Consider the following 20,627-nt stretch of genomic DNA (forward strand, 5'->3'; position numbering starts at 1 on the left):
AATTTAGACCAGTTCCACCTTGATATATAATGTATCTGTTTTATTTAGGATTGACTATATAGAGTAGATAGAGCACTAATTGTTAAGGTGGAGATGCCAGAAATGATAGTAGTAAGCGAACCTATACCAGCTAAGACACCTCTACAAATTGCTACTTGGTCCCCAACTAAATATGATGGTCGATTTACAGCGATGACAGCGGGATATTTGACAGTTATTAATAACTATCTTGCTTTAACTAGAGATAATGAAGAAGTAATGACACAGGACAATACTCTTTTATTAGTATTAGCGAATACTTTCTTTTCGTGGGAGGCGGATAAAGAGATTATGTTATTTGAAGGTAAGTCCTATAAGGTCGGCGATGCGCTTTATCTTGGTGGTGCGGCGTTTACTTATCCCAATGCTAATATTACAGATCAGATAAAAGTGAACTGGATAGACTGTGGCTTGAATAAAGGATGGTTGGGCGGTTAAGTCTCATTGATAGTGTCAAAATTTAACAATGCATGCATAAAACAAAACCGCCAAATCAGCGACTGATTTGGCGGTTTTTTATAAAATAAACGAGCAGTTATCGAAAATGATCATTACATATAGTTTTCGATACTTGGGCAAGAACACATAAGGTTCTTGTCACCGTACGCATCATCGACGCGTGCCACACTTGGCCAGAACTTGTTTGCACGGATGTAAGGCAGTGGGAACGCAGCAGTCTCACGGCTGTATGGATGCGTCCATTCTTCATTAGTAATCTTAGCAGCCGTATGCGGTGCATTGACCAATGGGTTGTCTTCTAGCGTCCAGTTGTCTTCGCCCGCTTTTGCTTTCATCGCTTCAGCTTTGATAGATTTCAGCGCACTGATAAAACGATCCAACTCCTCGACAGACTCAGACTCTGTGGGCTCAATCATCAGTGTGCCTGCGACTGGGAAGCTCATCGTTGGTGAGTGAAAACCGTAATCCATCAAGCGCTTAGCAATATCGCTTTCAGTGATGCCAGTCTCTTCTTTTAACGGACGAATATCGATGATACATTCGTGAGCCACGCGGCCGTTTTTACCTGTATATAATACAGGGTAGTGGTCTTTTAGCTGGGCGGCTACATAGTTAGCGTTTAGCAGGGCAAGCTCGGTTGCTTTTAGTAGGCCATCGCGGCCCATCATAGTGATATACATCCATGAGATAGGTAAGATGCTCGCTGAACCATAAGGCGCAGCCGATACCGCTGAGCAGTCTTTTTGCGCGTTATGCACAGGGCTTAGCGTATGGTTTGCCATGAATGGTGCCAAATGCGCCTTCATACCGATAGGACCCATACCTGGACCGCCGCCGCCATGCGGGATACAGAAGGTTTTGTGCAGGTTCATATGTAGTACATCAGCACCAACGTCTGCAGGCTGCATCATGCCTACCTGAGCATTCATGTTGGCGCCATCCATATAGACCTGACCACCGTGCTTGTGAGTCAAATCACAGATATGACGGATGCCTTCTTCAAACACGCCATGAGTCGATGGGTACGTGATCATTAAAGCGCCCAAACGCTCGCTGTGCTCTTCACACTTGGCGGTTAAATCCTCAATATCAACGTTGCCGTTTTCATCGGTTTTGACCACGACGACTTTCATACCCATCATCATGGCAGTAGCAGGGTTGGTACCGTGCGCTGACATTGGAATGAGGCACACATCGCGATCGGTTTCGCCCAATGACTCATGATAACGGCGAATCGCGAGCAGACCAGCATATTCACCAGAAGCGCCAGAGTTTGGCTGCATAGAGACATCATCAAAACCAGTGATGGCTTTTAATTGATCTTGTAAGCTATCGATCATCGCAATATAGCCTGTGACTTGGTCACGCGGTGCGAATGGATGCACATTGGCAAACTCAGGCCAAGTAATCGGTAGCATCTCACTGGTGGCATTCAACTTCATGGTGCAGCTGCCTAGTGAAATCATGCTGCGGTTCATCGCTAGATCTTTGTCTTCAAGCGACTTTAGGTAGCGTAGCATTTCATGCTCGGTATGATGCGAGTTGAATACTGGATGAGTCAAGATGTCATCCGTACGCAGGTGTGCGCTGTCAAGTGAGATGCGAGCGGTTTCAGGTAGATCGTGTGACTTGTTGACGAATAACTGAGTCAATACGCCAAAATCTTGCTGATCACTGGTTTCACTAAAGGCAACGCTCAATTTGGTGTCGCTTAGACGCCATAAGTTGTAGCCAACGTTGTCTGCATTTTTAAAGATTTGCGTAGCTAGCTTCTCTGAGCCGCAATCAACCACGACTGTATCGAAGAATTGATCGTGTACCACGCTTAAGCTGCTGTCATTCGCTGCTGTGATGGCATCAGCAAAGGCGGTGGCAAACGCATGGATACGAGTCGCAATACGCTTCACGCCACTTGGGCCATGATAGACGGCATACATACCAGCGAGATTGGCGAGCAATACCTGCGAAGTACAGATGTTTGAGTTGGCTTTTTCGCGGCGGATATGCTGCTCACGCGTCTGTAGCGCCATACGTAATGCGGTATTGCCTTGTGCGTCTTTAGATACGCCAATGATACGACCAGGTGCTGAGCGTTTTGCTTTATCAGAGAATGCAAAGTAAGCAGCATGTGGGCCACCAAAGCCCATTGGAATACCGAAACGCTGTGTGCTACCTAGTGCTACGTCCGCACCCATATCGGCTGGTGATTTTAATAACACCAAGCTCATGATATCACTGACGACACTGACGTAAGTCTTGTTTTCTTTTACGGCCGCGATGACGTCTGTTAAGTCTTTAACGTCGCCTTCTACGCCAACATACTGGAATAGCGCACCGAAATAGTCGCCTGATTTGGCCGTTTCAAAATCACCCACGACCACGTCCCAACCAAAGTATTTCGCACGAGTATTGATGACATCTAGCGTTTGTGGATAGACGCGCTCATCGACGAAGTACTGCGTTGACTTGCTTTTGCTTACACGCTTTGACATCGCCATGGCTTCTGCTGCTGCCGTTGCTTCATCAAGCAGTGACGCACCAGCTAATTCAAGACCAGTCAAATCGATACAAACTTGTTGGAAGTTCAGCAATGCCTCCAAACGACCTTGAGCGATTTCTGCTTGGTAAGGGGTATAAGCGGTATACCAGCCTGGATTTTCAAGGACGTTACGCTGAATGACGGCAGGCATACGAACCGGAGAGTAGCCTTGACCGATATAGCTCTTATTGACGGTGATGTCATCTGCCATCGTGCGTAGTTTGGCAAGTGCCGCATGCTCACTCATTGCCACTGGCAAATCCAATTCTTTGTGCAAACGTACCGGCTCAGGCACAGTGTCATTGATAAAGCTTTGCATATCTTTATAACCAACAGCGCTGAGTAGGTCAGCTTGCTTGGTTTCGTTCGAACCTAAGTGGCGATAGACAAATTCAGCTTCGTTGAACAATCCTTGAAAGGTATCAAACGATGGGTTTTGAGAGATAGTCATGACAATCCTTGGTTAAGGGAGTAATAAACAAAATAGCAATTAAGAAAACATTGTGAGCAGTTAAGGAAACACTGTGAGCGGTACGTTATACGTAATGCACAAACTGTTTTTGGTCAAAGCGGAATTGGGTGTTGTAAACGCCATTGTCAGCACGCTCGCCTGCGCCAATCATCATAACGATATGATGGTCGTCGCTAAGATTGAGCAACGCTTTCATGGCAGGCTCATCAAAGCCGCCCATAGGACAGCTATCAAAACCATGAGCACGTAGTGCCAACATTAGGTTTTCGGCAGCAAGCGCGGTGTTATTGGTTGCCCAGTTTTTGGTATCCTCAAAGGTATAGTAAGGCGATTTGAGAGGGCCTTTGACGCGTCTGACCACTTGCGTGGCGCCCCATTTGGCAGCGGATATCACATTGGCAGGACCGCGCAAAAAGTCCAGCGTGACGACTTTGTTGTAGTAGTCTTTCACTTTCTTAGGGACTGGCTGATCAGGGTATTCGCGCAATATTTGCTGAGCATGCTCATGCCAGATGTCGGTGCGAGCAACGATAGCGATTAAGCGCGCCGATGTTTTTGCCGCGTTTTGGTTCATACAGTTTTTGATGGCGCGTTTGCGATTATCAGCATCATCGATAACATAAAACTCCCACGGCTGTAGGTTGCTAGAGTTTGGTGCTAGCATGGCCAAACGCAGACAGTCTGCCAGTACGTCGTCAGGGATGGGCGTGTCAGTAAAACGGCGCACGGAACGGCGTGATTCTACGATATCGCGAAAGGCTTGTAGCTGCGGTGTATGGTTTGGTGTGGCGATGGGGTCTTTATTATCGGTGTTGGTATTCATATTAGGATCCATGCTGAGAATTGGGTTATCAGTTTGCGTCGTTATTGATAGCACGTATTCATTGGAATTCGAAGAGGTGATCAATACGAGTCAATGAGATAACGCTTGAGAGCAATAACATCGGACGATAATGGTTTTTGGTGGTCTATATATAAAGCTGCTTTGTTATCAAAGGCGTCATCTATGAATCAACCTTGCTGATAAGAAAGGGGTATCAAATAGGAGATGTAGATACCCGCTTTTGCCAGTATCTACAAGTTTGGCTGCTATTTTGGTTTGGCTACTGTCTTTCTGCTATACAGAGGTGGTTATTATAATTCGCTTTCGTACTCGTCAGCGGTCATCAGTGCTTCATAGTCAGCGATGTTGTCAGGCTTCACTTTAAAGAACCAGCCTTCACCATATGGGTCAGAGTTGATGATTTCAGGATCATCTTCTAGTGCTTCGTTGATAGCGATGACTTCGCCTGAGATAGGCGCGTATACGTCAGAGGCGGCTTTTACTGATTCAACAACTGAGATTTCGTCGTCAACAGCGATAATATCGCCCACTTCTGGTAGCTCAACAAACACCACATCACCCAATAGGTCTTGAGCATGGTCAGTGATACCAACAGTGATCGTACCGTCGTCTTCTAGGCGCAGCCACTCGTGACTTGCAATATATTTTAGCTCTGCTGGGATGTTGCTCATGGTCTCTCTCCTAAATGATAGAGGTTAATTAACAAAAATAATGGAGGCTGGGCGTGTCGTCGTTTTTATCATTATGTCTAAAACGACAATGCGCTCTAATAATAAGATTTATAAGACCTACGAGTCAAACTGTTGCTTGCCGTTACGGACAAAAGGCAGCTTTAATACGCGTACATCGACGAATTTACCTTTGCCGCGTAGATCGACCTGTACGTGATCATCTTCTGATAAGCTGGCAGGCACGCGAGCAATCGCAATGGAGTTTTTTAGGCTAGGGGAGAATGTACCGCTGGTGATAAGGCCAGTTTGCTCATTGTTAGTGCCCTGATTGATAGTCACTGTCATGCCTTCACGCAATACGCCGCGCGTGGTCAATAGCAGACCTACTTGCTTCATAGCGGTGTTGTCTTCTTTTGCCTGCTTGCGTTTGCTGACCAAAGCGTCACGACCGACAAAGGCGCGATCGTCTTTTAGTGCAAGCGTCCAGCCCATATTGCACTCATAAGGGCTAACATTCTCATCCATGTCATGGCCATATAGGTTCATGCCCGCTTCCATACGCAAGGTATCACGTGCGCCAAGACCGGCAGGTTTGATGCCATTTGTTTTTAGCTGCTCAAAAAAAGCAGGGGCATCATCGGCATGCATAATGACTTCGACGCCATCTTCACCAGTATAGCCAGTACGAGCCACAAACCAATCGGTGCCTTCGATATCGGTCAAGTCAGCGCCAACGAAAGGTTTTAGCCCAGCTAAGGTATCTGCCCAGTTTGGTTTGGCTTGAGCCAGTTTCTCAATAGCATTTGGCCCTTGAACGGCGAGCATGGCAAGCTCAGGACGCTCGGTAATCGCAATATCAAAGCCTTCAGCGACTTTATTAAACTGTGCTAAGTCTTTGTCACGAGTGGCTGCATTGGAGACGATACGGTACTCAGTTTCCTCTGCATTCATCAGATAGACGATCAAATCATCGATGACGCCGCCTTGCTCATTGAGCATGCCAGAGTACAGCGCTTTACCAGCGGTAGTGAGTTTGTTGACATCATTTGCGAGTAGTTTTTGGAGCCATGCTTTAGTATCTGCGCCTTTGATATCTGTGACAACCATATGTGAGACATCAAACATACCGGCATCTGTCCGTACCGCGTCGTGCTCTTCGATTTGTGAACCGTAATGAATTGGCAATTCCCAACCAGAAAAATCGACCAATTTGCCCTCACTATCAAGATGAGACTGGTAAAAAGGGGTGCGCTTAGGGGTTTGGGTGTTGCTAGAGTCTTGAGAGTGGGTATCAGTCATAACAAATCCTTATGTGTACATCAGTCGTACTCGATAGAGTAGAGTGGTGTGCAACGTAAAAGTAGCGAGAAGCAATATTGCAAGGCGCAATATTACATCAAAGGGTGACACAGAAAGCAAAGATAAAGACGTAGGCCAAACAGACGCTGAACGTCGGTTTAAGCTAAAGCCCTATCTGTCCTGTGACCTGAGATTTTCAACACGCCTCATTTGTGAGCAATTATATAAAGCTCCAATGAATGATTGCGTATTTTCTCCCCTTCGGTGGGTAAGACGTCGTCCGTTCTTACCACTCTCCAGATTTGTTATGTCTGACGTTTGATAAAGTAGTGCGCTATGAGCGTGATGCTAGCAAACACTACCAAACAACAGTGACATGTGTTTTTCAGTCCTTTTACCTGAGCGATTGGCAGGGTGGATGCGCCTTCGGTGGTCGTATGGCAGTTGTCAGTTTGTATCACCAATAGGGTTTGATACAAAATCTGTGCCGACAGACTCTCTCCTGAAAAACGCTTTTATTATGAAAGGTTCAAAGCGCTTTTACAAGTCATCACCGCCATTAAAACAAATAAATTTGGCAAAAATGTGTGCTCATTAGGACATTTGCTCACCAAAGACGCTTAGCAAGATAGTGTTTTTTATCTCTATCAGCCGTTTTGAGAATCAATAAAATGATGTATGGGCGCAAAAATTACCATAGCAACACGCAAAGCGACTACTGGTGTTTGCCTGAAATATGCTAACCTACGACCATAGTTTCTGATAGGTGGTTTTTATGCATTGCGATATTTATAAATTTCCCAAACATGACGACATGTATGTATATATTGCGCGCCCTGAATATCCTGATGATACCGATGAGATCAAAGATTGGCTTGGCGTACTGCCAAAGGACTTTCGTGCAGGGTTGGGCCGTAGCCAGTTTGTCATGCATCTTGATTTGGCGGCGACGCCCACTCTGGCGCGTGTTGATAAAGAAGAAGTACTGGCAAAGCTAGCGTCCCAAGGTTATTTTGTGCAGATGCCACCGCAAGATGTCATGCGCCGCCAAGCAGAGCTACGCGCTCGTGAAGCGCAGGACAATATCTACGACTAGATACATTTTACCACTAGATAACATTGACGATTGGTACGCTTATTGATAAGACGGTTGTGGCAAGATGATTGAGAGAATGGTCTTTACAATGCCATGGACAAAACACTCATGACACATTTGGTCACATGCATTTGGGTAGAAAGTCGTGATAAACTGACACCCCATGACATCCACATAAAAAAATACAGATAGAAACGCACATGATGTGTGCATCGATACTGTATTTGATCTTATTTTGGTACGACAGAACGCACCATACACTGCTAGGCACATAACGTGTCAACGGTGATAAACGCAGGTAGTGAAACACGTATGGATTGGTTAAAAAATATTTTGCACAGCTTACCATTAGAATCTATTAGTGACATTCTCGGTGAGATTGCTATTTGGTGGGGCCAAATGGTGAAAGATGTACCGCCCGCCGATTTGCCAATGTATGCGTATCTTGGTGGTTCCATTTTGGTATTGGTGTTATGGTTGCTAGTCGCTCGCATATTGCCAAAACCACTGGGCGGTATGAGTTGGATGATACTGTTTGCAGTGTTATTGGCACCCGGCACAGCGCTTGGTGACTCTAGTGAAATTGCACCAGCCAGTATCAGCGTCGTCTACGCTGTTATGAGGAAGGACTTTGCAGGCGCGATTGCCAATATGCTGCCAATATTGGTGGTACTGGTCATCGGTTTGTTTATCGGTTTTATGTGGCAGCTGATACGCGGCGCATTCGCATCGAGCTTGGACAAAGCCCGCAGCCGTACGGCAGAGGATACGCAAGCGACAATGCAACTGACGACCGGCAGTTATTTGGCAGAAGGTTCTACGTTGACTGAGCAGTCTGATGATACGGCCCTAGCCGCTAAGCCTGAGAGCAGTAATACTAAAAGTCATGTTGACTTAAAAAAACAGAATGGCTTGTCTAAGAATACTGATGCTGACAATCGCTAAAACGCTGAAGTCTGTTTGTACGGTGTAATAAATAAGCAGGCGAGCCAGTAAAGTAATCGAGTAATGATAAAAAAAGACACCCATGCGTGTCTTTTTTTATGCCAAATCGTCTGGCAACCTTATGAATTATTGAGAATTATGAGAGGCACCCAACCATTGCTCACAAAGGCGAACGCATGAGTATTTTGGCAATGCCTCAGGCTGTGCTAATCTAATTTATCTTTTATTCATTATCAAATTTTTAGTTCTACTTATTTATAACCATATATTCATAACAATTTATCTATAACAACAATCGAGACCTGATTATGAACAAGCAAACCTTTACCGGCACTCAAAATTATATCGCCACAGACGATTTACAACTGGCAGTGAATGCGGCCATGACATTACAAAAGCCGCTCCTTATCAAAGGTGAACCTGGTACGGGCAAAACCTTACTTGCCGAAGAGGTTGCTGAGAGTCTAGGGATGCCACTGATTACGTGGCACATCAAGTCGACGACTAAAGCCGAGCAGGGTTTATACGAGTACGATGCGGTATCGCGCCTACGTGACTCGCAGTTGGGTGATGACAAGGTTTATGAGATTGGCAATTACATCAAGCCGGGCAAGCTGTGGGATGCCTTCACTAGCACCGAGCGCAGCGTACTACTAATCGATGAGATCGATAAAGCCGATATCGAGTTCCCTAATGACTTGCTGCATGAGCTCGATAAGATGTCGTTTTATGTGTATGAGACGGGCGAGACCATTACCGCCGCGCAGCGTCCAGTAGTAATCATTACATCAAACAATGAAAAAGAGCTGCCCGATGCGTTTTTGCGTCGTTGCTTCTTCCATTACATCGACTTTCCAGAAGAGCAAACCATGCGCCAAATCATAGAGGTGCATTTCCCCGATATTCAGGAAAAATTGGTCAACGACGCGTTGGATATATTCTACAAGCTGCGCAATATCCAAGGCCTTAAAAAACCACCATCAACGTCTGAATTGGTCGATTGGTTGACGTTATTGCTCGCTGATGACATGGCGCAGGATGAGTTAGAAGAAAACTTACGCGGCGAAAAATCCATTCCGCCATTATACGGTGCATTGCTGAAAAACGAAGCCGATGTGAATTTACTACAGCGTTTTGCCAATATGATGCGTCGTTAAGCGCGTCTAAGTGTTCAGTGCTTTTTTTGTTTTACGTCAATCAGTGGTGCGTCTCTTATGTTCATAAAACTATTCTATACCTTGCGGACTTACGGCGTACCAGTCAGTACGCGTGAGCTGCTTGATCTTAATGCCGCGTTAGATAAGGGCCTGATGATGCAGCCGCATCCTGAAGATCCAGCACTGGCGACTTTTGCGAGCCGTGAGGATATGTATCGGCTGATTCGGCTGTGCATGGTCAAAGACGAGCGCCATTTTGATAAATTTGATCGGGCAATGGCAGACTATTTTGAAGGGGTGGATAGCCTTGATATGGATGCGCTGTTGGCTAAGCTGACCGATGTGCCTAAAGAATGGCTCGATCTAAAGCTCGATCCAAAAAACTTAACCGAAGAGCAAAGACGCCTGCTCAAAAAATACGGCTCGCTTGAGGAGCTGATGAAAGCGTTAGAGGAGCGGTTACAAGAGCAAAAAGAGCGTCACCAAGGTGGTAGTAAATGGGTGGGGACAGGTGGCACCTCGCCATTTGGTGCTTATGGCGACCATCCAGAAGGGGTGCGCGTCGGCGGTGAATCGCGTAAACGTAGCGCGGCGAAAGTCTGGGAGCAGCGTAAATATCGCAATCTTGATGATGATAATCAACTTGGTACCCGCCAAATCCAAATGGCACTACGCAACCTACGTCAGTTTGCGCGCACAGGCAGCGCTGACGAGCTCGATATTCATGAGACCATTAAACGTACTGCCAAAAAGGGCGTGCTTGACATACATATGCAAGCCGAGCGCCGCAACCGTGTCAAAGTATTAATGCTATTTGACGTAGGCGGTAGTATGGATATCCATGTTGAAGCACTTGAGAAATTGTTCTCTGCGGCAAAGAATGAATTTAAAACATTAGAGTTCTTTTATTTTCATAACTGCCTATATGACTATGTATGGAAAGACAATAATCGTCGCCATAGCGCACTGATGCCAACGTTTGAGCTACTCAATAAATATGGGCGCGAGTATCGCGTCATCTTCGTCGGTGATGCATCGATGTCGCCCTATGAGCTGATGACCGTGGGCGGTAGTGTCGAGTATATGAACAATGAAGCCGGTATTGTATGGCTAAGGCGTGTACTTGATCATTTTGATAAAGTGGCGTGGCTCAATCCTGAAACCCCAAGCTATTGGCAGTACACGCAAACCATCGTTGAGATCAAAAAGCTATTCGAAGATAAGATGTATCCGATGACCTTGCATGGTGTTGAGGAAATGACCCAGTACATGGCGCGGTAATATTAGTCTACATTGGACGAGTAATATGAAAAAAGCACTTAAGACGATGTGATCGTTTTAAGTGCTTTTTTATGTTAATTTAAATGCTTTTTTATGTTAAGTAGTGCCAATTTTGAGAAGGCATATTAGTGACAAATGCTATGGTGACGATAGATGCTAGCTTTTGTTTTCAACCAGTCCAATCATTACGCCCATCTCTTTTTTGTCTTGCTTATCGATACTGGGTGCATACAGTGCTGAGGCAATGCCGCCATCCAAAAACAGCGCATTTGGACAATCTAACTCGTCTTTGAATAGAGTCGCAAACTGATAAAACGTCACAGGCTCATCTGTATTGACGAATTGTATGCTGCCATCGTCACAAATGCCTGCACCATTACGCAGTTTGATGGAGGTACTATCAGGATTGAACTCGGGATGTATCTCATCATTGATGACTAGCATAGGACCAGATTGCGTCGCATACCAAGGCTGTGCGTTGCCATTGTTTATCTGTTCATCTAAAGCGTGGCTTTCGGTGATTTGTACGTGACCAGTTTTGTCCCACCACATAACGCCATTGGGTAATAAATGAAAATTGCCACCACCTTCTTTTAGATTGAGCGATTTGACTTCTTTGCCTTTGATGACGGTGTAACCAATTGGTGCATAGTTTTCGTTGTACATTCCTGCATTCATGGCAAAGTTTAGAGTTTCAGTCTTTGGTAAAGTAGATAGCAACGTATCAAAGGTTAGTAGTGATTGGTCATTAGAGGCTTGCCAAAACAGCTGCAGTGAATAACGATCGCTTGTTAATCCACTTGCATCCACGCGGCACACGCTATAAGTAAATGGCGAGTCTTTTGTCTGACATGACCAGTTGTCTGTGTCGCTATTGACAGTCTCAGTATTGGTCTGCTGGCAAGCGCTAAGGCCAAGCGCAAGCACTATCAATGATAACAATAAGGTCAAAATGGAGGTTGGCATCAATCACACGTCTTTTAACATAGTGGTATTTGTGGTTTGCTACTGATTCATATATAAATCTTGGGTACTCGCTTTTAGTCGCTACTGGGCGGATAGTCACGGAAGGTGTTATTCACATTGCCGATGAGCTGCCCGCCATCGGTTGTGATCGTATGATCGGTGCTGTAGGGGGAGCTGTATCCAGCGCGATGTTCGGTTGGTGCGCCAGTCTCTTTACCTTTATCACGAGAGTCTTTGTTATAAGCAATGAGCGCATCATTATTGGCTAAGAAACTATCAGGATTGGCCATCACCCACATTTGATTGAAAATATCCGCACGCGCGCTATTATCAAGTAATGCGCCCTTATCCGTAAAGTAGAAAAACTTAGACAGTAGCTTAATCTGCCCGTCATCTAGACGGCGGGCGATATGATAAGGTTGTAGCTGACTCGGATGCTGTAAGCCCACCGCGCCGACGATACTGGCCAATGATTTGAGTGTGTTTTTATGGAAGCTTGCCACACGCTCTGCTTTGCTAGGGACATCGAGCGCCTTTTGACGGTAAGGGTCTTGGGTAGCGACGCCCGTTGGGCACGTATTGGTATGGCAAGAGCGCGACTGAATACAACCAACCGCAAACATAAAGCCACGCGCCGAGTTACACCAATCGGCACCTAGCGCAATCATCCGTGCAATATCAAACCCTGAGACAATCTTGCCACTGACGCCAAGTCTGATCTTGTCACGAATGCCTGCACCGACCAAAGTATTGTGAACAAGCAAAAACCCTTCGACCATCGGCATGCCGACATTGTCCATAAACTCAACAGGCGCCGCACCTGTACCGCCTTCGGCACCATCAATAACAATAAAATCAGGATAGTTGTCCGTCTCGATCATGGCTTTGACAATCGCCATAAACTGCCAAGGCTGACCCACGCATAGCTTGAAGCCAACAGGCTTGCCACCAGATAATTCGCGTAGCTGCTGCCAAAAGGCGACAAGCTCACGCGGTGTACTAAACGCGGTGTGCGAAGCGGGCGAAATACAGTCTTGACCCGTCGGCACTTGGCGAGTATCGGCAATCTCTTGAGTGATTTTGCTCGATGGCAACACGCCGCCTTTACCCGGTTTGGCACCTTGCGACAGCTTGATCTCGATCATTTTGACTTGTGGATCGACAGCTTTTTCGGCGAAAGACTGTGGGTCAAAATTGCCTTCGGCATCACGGCAGCCAAAATACCCTGTACCTAACTCCCAAATCAGATCACCACCGAACTTACGATGATAAGGGCTGATCGCGCCTTCGCCCGTATCATGTGTAAATCCGCCTATTTTTGCGCCTTGATTGAGTGCCATAATGGCGTTTGCGGACAGACTGCCAAAACTCATCGCGGAGATGTTGAATACCGACATATCATGCGGCTGCTTACAACGCTCGCCGCCAACAGTGATACGAAAGTCTTTGTTTTCTAACGGCTGGCTAACGGCGGATTGCAAAAACCATTCTTTACCATGAGTATAAAGATTGTCTAGCGTACCAAACGCATTGGTATCGCTGACGTTCTTTGCCCGCTGATACACTAGCGCGCGCTGCTGGCGTGAAAATGGCACCTGCTCTTTGTCATCTTCAAGCAAATACTGACGAATCTCAGGACGAAAATCCTCTAGTACGTAGCGTATATGTCCTGCTATCGGGTAGTTTTTTAGCACTGAATGCTTGGACTGAATCAGATCATAAATACCGAGTCCTACGCCAAAACCTCCAATCACAATTAGCCAACCGTGCATCAGCAGCAATCCGGCTAATAATAGACAAATGGCTGCACCCAGTGTGCTATAGCGCAGCAGCAGCCCGACAAAATACGGCGAGCTGGTTTTGGGTTCAGGGTTCAGATTGGTACGGGATTCAGGCATAACGAGGCTCAACAGTCACTGTAAATATAGATAATACGTTCAAATTTGTCGCGTACATCATACACTGATGCTATCGCCAAGTCGGTATCATTGGGTAACAGTATACTAATGCTGGCAAATTTTAGCAGGTGATTCTGACTAATATTTGCTCATCCTCTATAGCATCAAACGTGATCGCAACGGGTAAAAACTGCTCAATGAGCCATGCTTGGGTTTTGCTATGCTCGCTAATAACCCGCGCGCTAAACGCACCGCCGCCTGCTAAGGCTAACGGTAATAGCAGCTGATCGGTCAAATATTCATCAATCAGCGCATCGGTGTCAAACAAATAACGCTTTACTAAGCCTGACAAACGACCACCTATCTTTTCTGCTGAGCTGCGTTTTTCTCCTAGTAATGTAAATATTTCAGAGTGATATTCTTTGTGATTTTGGATACTAATACTCTCGTGAGTGACTTTTGCATAGCAGGTATTGCCTTCACCAATGCCGTATAATTTATTACCGCGTGTTGTGATAAGCGCCTCATCCATACCCGCTTCAATCAACGCGGCTTTGGCGCTGGCAAGCTCACGCAGGCAGATATCGTATTCTAGATTGAGCACGCTTGCGACCAGCTCCGTGCTGACAAGCTTACCGCGTTCCGTGAGGTCTAATCGTGAAGCATTAGCACGGCGCACAAATGGCGCAACAGTTGCTTTAATCGCGCCGCCGCCGATAGGGGCAAAGCCCGCTTGCACGCACTCAATCTCGACCTGCATGCCGAGCTTGGCAAGTAGCGGCACAAAGGCGTGCTGCAAAAAGTCGGTGGTTGGCGCTAACGGATTGTGCGTGCCGCCTATGATGGTAACGGTGGACTTGTTGCTTGAGTCAGCATTGGCAAAGAGTAGGGCAGGCAGTAGCGTCTGTAACACCAGACTGGTACTGCCTGCCGAGCCGATATCGAAGGTATAATCGCCCGCTTGCACGGTGCTTGGCGTAAAGGTGAACGCCATACTACCTAAATGAGCGCCCGATACGCTAGCGTTTGATATCTGTTGTGACGCTTGTACACACATCAAATGCTGACGCATCAATCCGGGTTTGGCGCGTCCAGCACGAATATTGGTGATTTCAATCGGTGTGCCTGTGAGCATCGATAATGACAGTGCCGTACGAATGATTTGTCCACCGCCTTCGCCTGTGCTGCCGTCGATTTTTAGGGCTTTACGTGTTGATGCTGGCATGATAAATGTCTTTATGATTTGTAAGACTATTGATTGGTAGTGTCGTTAATGGGCATAATAAAATGCTTCCCAATACTTTTCGGGTCGCATTTAAAATAAGATTGAAACCGACTGTCAGTGTCTGGTGGTAAGGTCTAAATGGTGCATTGTGCCAAGTGCCATGTGCGGGGCATAAGTGGTAAAAAATGCGCCTGCCCACAACGCGTAGCAGCCACGACAGTATATTTTCAACCCCCTGCTGTGGGTCGCGGGGTCTGACACTCGCCCAGTCGATTTCAAAAGGGTGGTCTGTCCATTATCAGACAGACAAAGCTAAAAAAGGTTTAATGAGCTAGGTAAGCGCCTAGTCCACAAGGTCAATTTGCCAGTTGTTGGCTTGAATGACAATGTTAAGCTGACGTAGCTTCATGGCAATATCGTCCGCCTGCTTTTGCAATGCGCCGACCGAGACCATCACTTGCCATTTAATCTCACGCGGGCTATAGCGATCGACCTCGGTTTCGGTCGCGGCTATCGACTCGGTCAATAGCTTGTGGCGCATCTCAAGGGTGTCGCGCTCAACGAGCAGCGCCAGCATCGATTGATTGTTGTCCGTCAGCGCCACCGCGTTGGTACGCTGGATACGGGCGATAAGCGCGGACAGCTCGGTAATCAGCTGGCTTGCGTCCATCAATAGCTGATTGGGGTCTTCGCTTGGCGTATCGCCATCTTGGACTTTTACATTGCTGCGAATGCGTCCTTTGATTTGCGCCAGCTTTTTTTGCATATCACTGCGGATAAGTAGGGCTTCTGCGAGTTTCATTTTAGTTTTCCTTAAATTCTATTTTTCATTCTAATGAAATGTTTCATAAATGAAGAGGTTATTTCAAGGATAAACTCAACTTCTTCTTCGATAACTTGAGAGTCATGTTTGACGTAATCGTTTTGATACTTAGTAAAATAATCAATTAGCTTTACAAACATATTTACTAGTTCTCGGGAGCCATTATTCCTCTTAATAAATGTACCAATATCAGTAAGCTGATTTTCTAAAGACTTGGAATTTCCTAGTATTTCTTTTACTAATAGCTCTAACGATAGTCGAAGGTCATCTAACAAGTTTCTCTCAAATATATTTCCTTTATATTTTTCTAAAGCATAGTTATATTGTTCTAGGGATTTAGTATAGTCATCTAACCAAAATCTAGTTTCATCTACTAAAATTTCATTGACCGTGTCTATGTCAGTATTCAAACCTTTAAAGCGTGTCAACAGCTTGATCTTAAGATCTCTAACTTCAGGTAAGTCTTTAATTTCCGGATGCTCGCAAAGTTCTTTTATGATTTTAAATTGTTGTTTAGGGTTAAACGAGCTTAAGTTTTTCTTTAAGGCATACCTTTTATTAGGTGTGGATACTGTAAAGGGATAACTTGTATAAGGAATATCAGTGTTATAGTCAACTGCGTATGCTGCAAATAAACTAGCAATTTTAGAGCCTGATAAGCCTTTCTCGGTGCTACCTAGAATATCACCTGCTGTTTCAATAAATGTCTGGGGAATCATATTTAGCCTTATTTTTTGGATTAATTAATATAGGTTAAAGTAATATAATTAACTGATTTTTTTAAATATTTTGGTTTAACCCTTCACACAAACCACTTGCCGCAAGGTATGTACCACTTCCACCAAGTCACTTTGTGCGCTCATCACGTCTTCAATATTTTTGTACGCCGCTGGGATTTCGTCAATCACGTTTGCGTCTTTACGACATTCTACGCCTTTGGTTTGGGCGATTTGGTCATCAATAGTAAAGACTTTTTTCGCCTCAGTGCGTGACATCACGCGACCTGCGCCATGCGAGCAAGAGCAAAACGATTCTTCGTTGCCTTTACCTTTGACGATAAAGGATTTTGCGCCCATCGACCCTGGGATGATGCCGTATTCGCCGACGCGTGCGCGCACTGCGCCTTTACGCGTGACAAAGACTTCCTCGCCGTAGTGCTCTTCTTTTGCCACATAGTTGTGGTGACAGTTGACCGCTTTTACCGCAGCATCGAACGGTTTTGGCACGATGGTGCGTAGCGCTTGGATGGCTTTTTCCATCATGATTTCGCGGTTTTTAAAGGCAAAGCGCTGCGCCCAGCCAACCGCAAACCAATAATCGTCAAAATGTTCAGTCCCCTCAGCAAAATACGCCAAATCTTTATCAGGCAGGTTAATAAACCATTTGCGCATGTCCTCACGCGCCAGCTCAATAAAGTAGCGCCCGATGGCATTGCCCACGCCGCGTGAGCCTGAATGCAGCATAATCCACACCTGATTGGTCTCATCAAGGCACACCTCAACAAAGTGATTGCCTGTACCCAGAGTGCCCAAATGCTTTAGATTGTTGGTGTTTTTTAGTTTGGGATGCTTTTGGGTCAGATAATTAAAATCATCGACCAGCGTACCCCAGCCATTCATCACGGTATCATCAGGGTTCGCCCACGCGCCCACGTCACGGCGCGAGCCGCGACCGCGTGTCTTGCTGCGTCCATGCGGAATGGCTTTTTCCAGCTCGGTGCGCAGACCGTGCAGGTTGTCGGGCAAATCATCTGCGGACAGCGTGGTCTGCACCGCCATCATGCCGCAGCCGATATCCACGCCGACCGCTGCTGGGATAATCGCTTCTTTGGTCGGCAGCACCGTACCGATGGTCGCACCGATACCGACATGGACATCAGGCATCACCGCGAGCCACTTATAAATAAAGGGCATCTGTGAGGCTTTAATCAGCTGGTCGTGGGCTTTTGGGTCGACAGGCACGCCTTTGGTCCATAGGCGGATAGGGGTGCCACCGTCTTGAATGATATTGTGATTGATAGGCTGCATAGTGTCTCCTTAGTTTTTTATAAAAATGTTCTGTCTGTACTTTATATACTGCTAAGGGTGTGCCAGTTTTTGGGAAAGATAGTTTTTATTTTTATAAGCATTTGATATTGAATAATAAAAAACATTTTAAATTCTTTTTTTATAAAAAAATGGACTTTAATCAAGTAAATAAAGATATAATTTATTCTATAAATATAGCTTTTATTCTATAAAGGAATTGTGTGTAATGGTGAAGGTTCAATATAAAACAAAGCATAACGTTGTCTCTAACAAACGCTTATTCAGCATGGCGATTTTACTAGGCGTGAGCATCAGCAGTTGTTTTGCTGCGCCGTCTTTGGCATCGCTACGCGGCAATTATCAGACCTCGATACAAGTTGCGCCCACCATGCAAATGCCATTGCCCAAGCCGCCCGCAGCCCTATTTGACAGCGTGCGCTATGACAGTGACGGCATGTCGCTCGCCGCCTTTGTCACGCCCGATCCAAACGATGGCGACAAGCATCCTGCTATCGTTTGGATAACGGGCGGTGAGTCCAACACGCTGGCGGACTTTTGGCGCAAAGGCTCAAGGCAAAAAGACCAAACCGCCAGCCCATATCGTGATGCTGGCGTGATCATGATGTTTCCCACCTTGCGCGGTGGCAATGACAATGCGGGCAATATCGAAGTGAATTATGGTGAAGTCGATGATGTCATCGCGGCGGCAGAATATTTGGCGACCCTGCCATATGTCGATAGCAGCCGTATCTATTTGGGCGGGCACAGTACGGGCGGCACGCTCGCGCTATTGGTCAGTGAGGTGGCGAGCAGCACGCATCCTGAGTTGTTTAAAGAAGTGATTAGCTTTGGCGCTACGCAAGAGACGATGTTTTTGCAAGAGGTTGACTTTACTGGTGATGAGCAACGCGAAATGGATTTGCGTGCGCCTGCAAACTGGACGAATGATATTCGCATGCCGACGTGGATTATTGAGGGCAAGCGTGACGGTAACTATCGCGACCTAAAGCCGATGTGTGATAAGAACAAAAGCCCCATGCTGCACTGTGCGTTTATTGCACGGCACGAGCACTTTAGCGTGCTGTATCCGTTGAATCGTCACCTTGCGCAGCAGATTATGGCAGACGAGCCGTTGTCTATTGACAGTATGAAGTCGTGGGCAATCAAAAAGTAACATCAAAACCAATAAGCCAAGCGCATTATTATGAGTAAAAGCAACATGATTAAATGTCATAAAACCGCCGTTATCGGCTTTCTCGGTACGACCTTGGACAACGGCTTTAATGACAAACGTTGGCAGCGCTGGCGGCCGAGCGTCAGCCTGTGCCTGCATGATGACCTGCTGGTCGATGAGCTGCATATCCTCTATAGCAAGCGCGACAAGCGACTGTTCAACGTCATCGTTGATGATGTGGCGCAGGTCAGCGCCAATACCAAAGTCATTGGGCATCGGGTGACGCTGGCGAGTCCGTGGGATTTTGCCGATGTCTATGCTGAGCTGTATGACTTTGTCACAGGCTTCGCCTTTCGTGAAGACACAGACTATCTGCTGCATCTGACCACAGGGACGCATGTGGCGCAGATTTGCTGGTTTTTGCTGGTTGAGGCGGGGTTTTTGCCTGCCGATTTGATTCAGACCTCGCCGTGTCCCAAGCCTGACCAATACGACCCACAAGGGCGCTATCAAGTCATTGATTTGGACGTGTCGCGTTATGACAGTTTGCGCGCGCGTTTTGAGGCCGAAAAAGCCCAGCATTGGCAAACCTTACAAGCCAATCTTGTTACCCAAAACGCCGCCTATCAACAGCTGATTGCTGATATTGAAAAAGTCGCCACGCGCTCCAACGCGCCGATTTTATTGATGGGCGCGACAGGGGCGGGCAAGTCGCAACTGGCAACGCAAATCTATACGCTCAAGAAAAACAAAGCCAACAACAAACAGGCACTCGGCGCGTTCGTCGAAGTCAACTGCGCCACCTTGCGCGGCGATACGGCAATGAGCGTGCTGTTTGGTCATGTCAAAGGCGCGTTTACGGGCGCGGCGTCGAGCCGTGAGGGGCTACTCAAATCAGCGGACGGTGGCTTGCTGTTTTTGGATGAAATCGGCGAGCTGGGGCTGGACGAACAGGCGATGCTCTTGACTGCGCTTGAGGCGCAGCGCTTTTATCCGCTCGGTAGCGATACGCCCATTGATGTGTCGTTTCAGCTGATGGCAGGGACGAATAAGGATTTGCGCCAAGCGGTCGCGGACGGCGAATTTCGTGCCGACTTGTTTGCGCGTCTGAACACGTGGACGTTTTTTTTACCGTCGTTAAAAGACCGTATCGAGGACTTACCCGCCAATATTGATTACGAGCTGGCGCGTCTGGGCAGCGAGCAGCAGTACCAGTACCGCTTTGAGCCTGAGGCGCGTGCGTACTTTGAAGACTTTGCCATGAGTTCTGAGGCGACGTGGCAGGGCAACTTTCGTGATTTAAGCGCCAGTATGACGCGCTTAACGACATTGTGCGAGGGCAAAGTGATTCGTATGCCCGATGTTAAGGCAGAAATCACCCGCCTTAAGCATCTGTGGGCATTACCTAGTAGCGCGCAACATCAAGTGGACAAGGCGGATACGCCCAGCCTAACTGAGCAGCAAGCGCACGCAGATACGGTGCTGAGCCGCCATCTATCAAGCGACGACAAAGACGCGCTCGACCCGTTTGATGCGGTGCAGCTGGCGTATGTGATTGAGGTCTGCTATCAGCACAGCAGCCAAGCGGCGGCAGGGCGCTATCTGTATGCCAACTCCAGAAACCAGCTAAAAAGTAACAATGACAGCGACCGACTGCGGAAGTATCTGCTAAAGTTTGGGCTGAGGTTTGATGGATTAAAACGATAATATTA

General features: G+C 46.7%; 17 protein-coding genes and 2 riboswitches. Of the genes, 7 read left to right on the forward strand and 10 right to left on the reverse strand.

Annotation, left to right across the window (positions count from 1 at the left end):
* The first annotated feature begins 93 nt into the window (after positions 1–93).
* On the forward strand, positions 94–477 hold the full coding sequence (locus B3V51_RS03415) for a hypothetical protein (protein WP_093068134.1): 384 nt from the start codon (positions 94–96) through the stop codon (positions 475–477).
* A 113-nt stretch (positions 478–590) separates the two neighbouring features.
* On the opposite strand, the gene gcvP is transcribed toward B3V51_RS03415, so the two are convergent.
* From gcvP to gcvT, 4 genes are all read right to left on the reverse strand, one after another.
* On the reverse strand, positions 591–3,488 hold the full coding sequence (gene gcvP / locus B3V51_RS03420; protein ID WP_284719519.1) for an aminomethyl-transferring glycine dehydrogenase: 2,898 nt from the start codon (positions 3,486–3,488) through the stop codon (positions 591–593).
* An 85-nt stretch (positions 3,489–3,573) separates the two neighbouring features.
* Positions 3,574–4,332: a nitroreductase family protein gene (locus B3V51_RS03425; RefSeq protein WP_212564370.1), complete on the reverse strand. Its 759-nt coding sequence runs from the start codon at positions 4,330–4,332 to the stop codon at positions 3,574–3,576.
* A 311-nt stretch (positions 4,333–4,643) separates the two neighbouring features.
* The gene (gcvH, locus tag B3V51_RS03430; RefSeq protein WP_071001880.1) at positions 4,644–5,024 is read right to left on the reverse strand and encodes a glycine cleavage system protein GcvH; all 381 of its coding nucleotides are present in this window, start codon (positions 5,022–5,024) and stop codon (positions 4,644–4,646) included.
* A 117-nt stretch (positions 5,025–5,141) separates the two neighbouring features.
* Positions 5,142–6,323: a glycine cleavage system aminomethyltransferase GcvT gene (gene gcvT / locus B3V51_RS03435; protein WP_071001879.1), complete on the reverse strand. Its 1,182-nt coding sequence runs from the start codon at positions 6,321–6,323 to the stop codon at positions 5,142–5,144.
* Positions 6,324–6,488: 165 nt separating this feature from the next.
* A riboswitch (glycine riboswitch) is annotated at positions 6,489–6,633 on the reverse strand.
* 66 nt (positions 6,634–6,699) lie between these two features.
* Positions 6,700–6,838: riboswitch (glycine riboswitch) on the reverse strand.
* Positions 6,839–7,098: 260 nt separating this feature from the next.
* Here gcvT and B3V51_RS03440 point away from each other — a divergent pair.
* The 4 genes from B3V51_RS03440 to B3V51_RS03455 all read left to right on the forward strand — a co-directional run bounded on the left by B3V51_RS03440 (position 7,099) and on the right by B3V51_RS03455 (position 10,802).
* The gene (locus B3V51_RS03440) at positions 7,099–7,419 is read left to right on the forward strand and encodes a YcgL domain-containing protein (RefSeq protein ID WP_071001878.1); all 321 of its coding nucleotides are present in this window, start codon (positions 7,099–7,101) and stop codon (positions 7,417–7,419) included.
* A 312-nt stretch (positions 7,420–7,731) separates the two neighbouring features.
* Positions 7,732–8,364: a hypothetical protein gene (locus B3V51_RS03445; protein WP_286707999.1), complete on the forward strand. Its 633-nt coding sequence runs from the start codon at positions 7,732–7,734 to the stop codon at positions 8,362–8,364.
* Positions 8,365–8,672: 308 nt separating this feature from the next.
* On the forward strand, positions 8,673–9,521 hold the full coding sequence (locus tag B3V51_RS03450; protein ID WP_071001877.1) for an AAA family ATPase: 849 nt from the start codon (positions 8,673–8,675) through the stop codon (positions 9,519–9,521).
* Between the two features lie 57 nt (positions 9,522–9,578).
* Positions 9,579–10,802 carry a vWA domain-containing protein gene (locus B3V51_RS03455; protein WP_071001876.1) on the forward strand — a complete coding sequence of 408 codons (1,224 nt, stop codon included), beginning with the start codon at positions 9,579–9,581 and terminating at the stop codon, positions 10,800–10,802.
* Positions 10,803–10,958: 156 nt separating this feature from the next.
* Here the strand turns inward: B3V51_RS03455 and B3V51_RS03460 are convergent, their stop codons facing one another.
* The 6 genes from B3V51_RS03460 to B3V51_RS03485 all read right to left on the reverse strand — a co-directional run bounded on the left by B3V51_RS03460 (position 10,959) and on the right by B3V51_RS03485 (position 17,741).
* The gene (locus B3V51_RS03460) at positions 10,959–11,768 is read right to left on the reverse strand and encodes a phosphodiester glycosidase family protein (protein WP_071001875.1); all 810 of its coding nucleotides are present in this window, start codon (positions 11,766–11,768) and stop codon (positions 10,959–10,961) included.
* A gap of 74 nt (positions 11,769–11,842) precedes the next feature.
* Complete coding sequence (locus B3V51_RS03465) at positions 11,843–13,666, reverse strand: FMN-binding glutamate synthase family protein (RefSeq protein WP_093068160.1); 1,824 nt, start codon at positions 13,664–13,666, stop codon at positions 11,843–11,845.
* A gap of 121 nt (positions 13,667–13,787) precedes the next feature.
* Positions 13,788–14,891, reverse strand: coding sequence for an RNA 3'-terminal phosphate cyclase (rtcA, locus tag B3V51_RS03470; protein WP_093068163.1), 1,104 nt, complete (start codon positions 14,889–14,891; stop codon positions 13,788–13,790).
* 343 nt (positions 14,892–15,234) lie between these two features.
* Complete coding sequence (locus tag B3V51_RS03475; RefSeq protein WP_071001872.1) at positions 15,235–15,693, reverse strand: DIP1984 family protein; 459 nt, start codon at positions 15,691–15,693, stop codon at positions 15,235–15,237.
* Positions 15,694–15,704: 11 nt separating this feature from the next.
* Positions 15,705–16,433 (reverse strand): hypothetical protein, encoded by a 729-nt coding sequence (locus tag B3V51_RS03480; protein ID WP_071001871.1) that lies wholly within the window; start codon positions 16,431–16,433, stop codon positions 15,705–15,707.
* A gap of 75 nt (positions 16,434–16,508) precedes the next feature.
* On the reverse strand, positions 16,509–17,741 hold the full coding sequence (locus B3V51_RS03485) for an RtcB family protein (RefSeq protein WP_071001870.1): 1,233 nt from the start codon (positions 17,739–17,741) through the stop codon (positions 16,509–16,511).
* A 286-nt stretch (positions 17,742–18,027) separates the two neighbouring features.
* Between B3V51_RS03485 and B3V51_RS03490 the strand changes: the two genes are divergently transcribed.
* Positions 18,028–18,915: an alpha/beta hydrolase family protein gene (locus B3V51_RS03490; protein WP_286708000.1), complete on the forward strand. Its 888-nt coding sequence runs from the start codon at positions 18,028–18,030 to the stop codon at positions 18,913–18,915.
* 45 nt (positions 18,916–18,960) lie between these two features.
* A complete protein-coding gene (rtcR, locus tag B3V51_RS03495) occupies positions 18,961–20,622 on the forward strand; it encodes an RNA repair transcriptional activator RtcR (protein ID WP_071001868.1) in 1,662 nt (553 codons plus the stop codon).
* The last annotated feature ends 5 nt before the right edge of the window (positions 20,623–20,627 follow it).

The sequence above is a fragment of the Psychrobacter sp. UBA2514 genome (assembly GCF_002341255.1).
GTDB lineage: Bacteria > Pseudomonadota > Gammaproteobacteria > Pseudomonadales > Moraxellaceae > Psychrobacter > Psychrobacter pacificensis.

Bases quoted from the DNA above. Each gene is read 5' to 3' on its own strand.
- gcvP (WP_284719519.1), bottom strand. From the start codon at position 3,488: ATGACTATCTCTCAAAACCCATCGTTTGATACCTTTCAAGGATTGTTC.
- B3V51_RS03440 (WP_071001878.1), top strand. From the start codon at position 7,099: ATGCATTGCGATATTTATAAATTTCCCAAACATGACGACATGTATGTA.
- B3V51_RS03475 (WP_071001872.1), bottom strand. From the start codon at position 15,693: ATGAAACTCGCAGAAGCCCTACTTATCCGCAGTGATATGCAAAAAAAG.
- B3V51_RS03460 (WP_071001875.1), bottom strand. From the start codon at position 11,768: ATGCCAACCTCCATTTTGACCTTATTGTTATCATTGATAGTGCTTGCG.
- gcvT (WP_071001879.1), bottom strand. From the start codon at position 6,323: ATGACTGATACCCACTCTCAAGACTCTAGCAACACCCAAACCCCTAAG.
- rtcA (WP_093068163.1), bottom strand. From the start codon at position 14,891: ATGCCAGCATCAACACGTAAAGCCCTAAAAATCGACGGCAGCACAGGC.
- B3V51_RS03490 (WP_286708000.1), top strand. From the start codon at position 18,028: ATGGCGATTTTACTAGGCGTGAGCATCAGCAGTTGTTTTGCTGCGCCG.
- B3V51_RS03465 (WP_093068160.1), bottom strand. From the start codon at position 13,666: ATGCCTGAATCCCGTACCAATCTGAACCCTGAACCCAAAACCAGCTCG.
- gcvH (WP_071001880.1), bottom strand. From the start codon at position 5,024: ATGAGCAACATCCCAGCAGAGCTAAAATATATTGCAAGTCACGAGTGG.
- B3V51_RS03425 (WP_212564370.1), bottom strand. From the start codon at position 4,332: ATGAATACCAACACCGATAATAAAGACCCCATCGCCACACCAAACCAT.
- B3V51_RS03485 (WP_071001870.1), bottom strand. From the start codon at position 17,741: ATGCAGCCTATCAATCACAATATCATTCAAGACGGTGGCACCCCTATC.
- B3V51_RS03455 (WP_071001876.1), top strand. From the start codon at position 9,579: ATGTTCATAAAACTATTCTATACCTTGCGGACTTACGGCGTACCAGTC.
- B3V51_RS03415 (WP_093068134.1), top strand. From the start codon at position 94: ATGCCAGAAATGATAGTAGTAAGCGAACCTATACCAGCTAAGACACCT.
- rtcR (WP_071001868.1), top strand. From the start codon at position 18,961: ATGATTAAATGTCATAAAACCGCCGTTATCGGCTTTCTCGGTACGACC.
- B3V51_RS03480 (WP_071001871.1), bottom strand. From the start codon at position 16,433: ATGATTCCCCAGACATTTATTGAAACAGCAGGTGATATTCTAGGTAGC.
- B3V51_RS03450 (WP_071001877.1), top strand. From the start codon at position 8,673: ATGAACAAGCAAACCTTTACCGGCACTCAAAATTATATCGCCACAGAC.
- B3V51_RS03445 (WP_286707999.1), top strand. From the start codon at position 7,732: ATGGATTGGTTAAAAAATATTTTGCACAGCTTACCATTAGAATCTATT.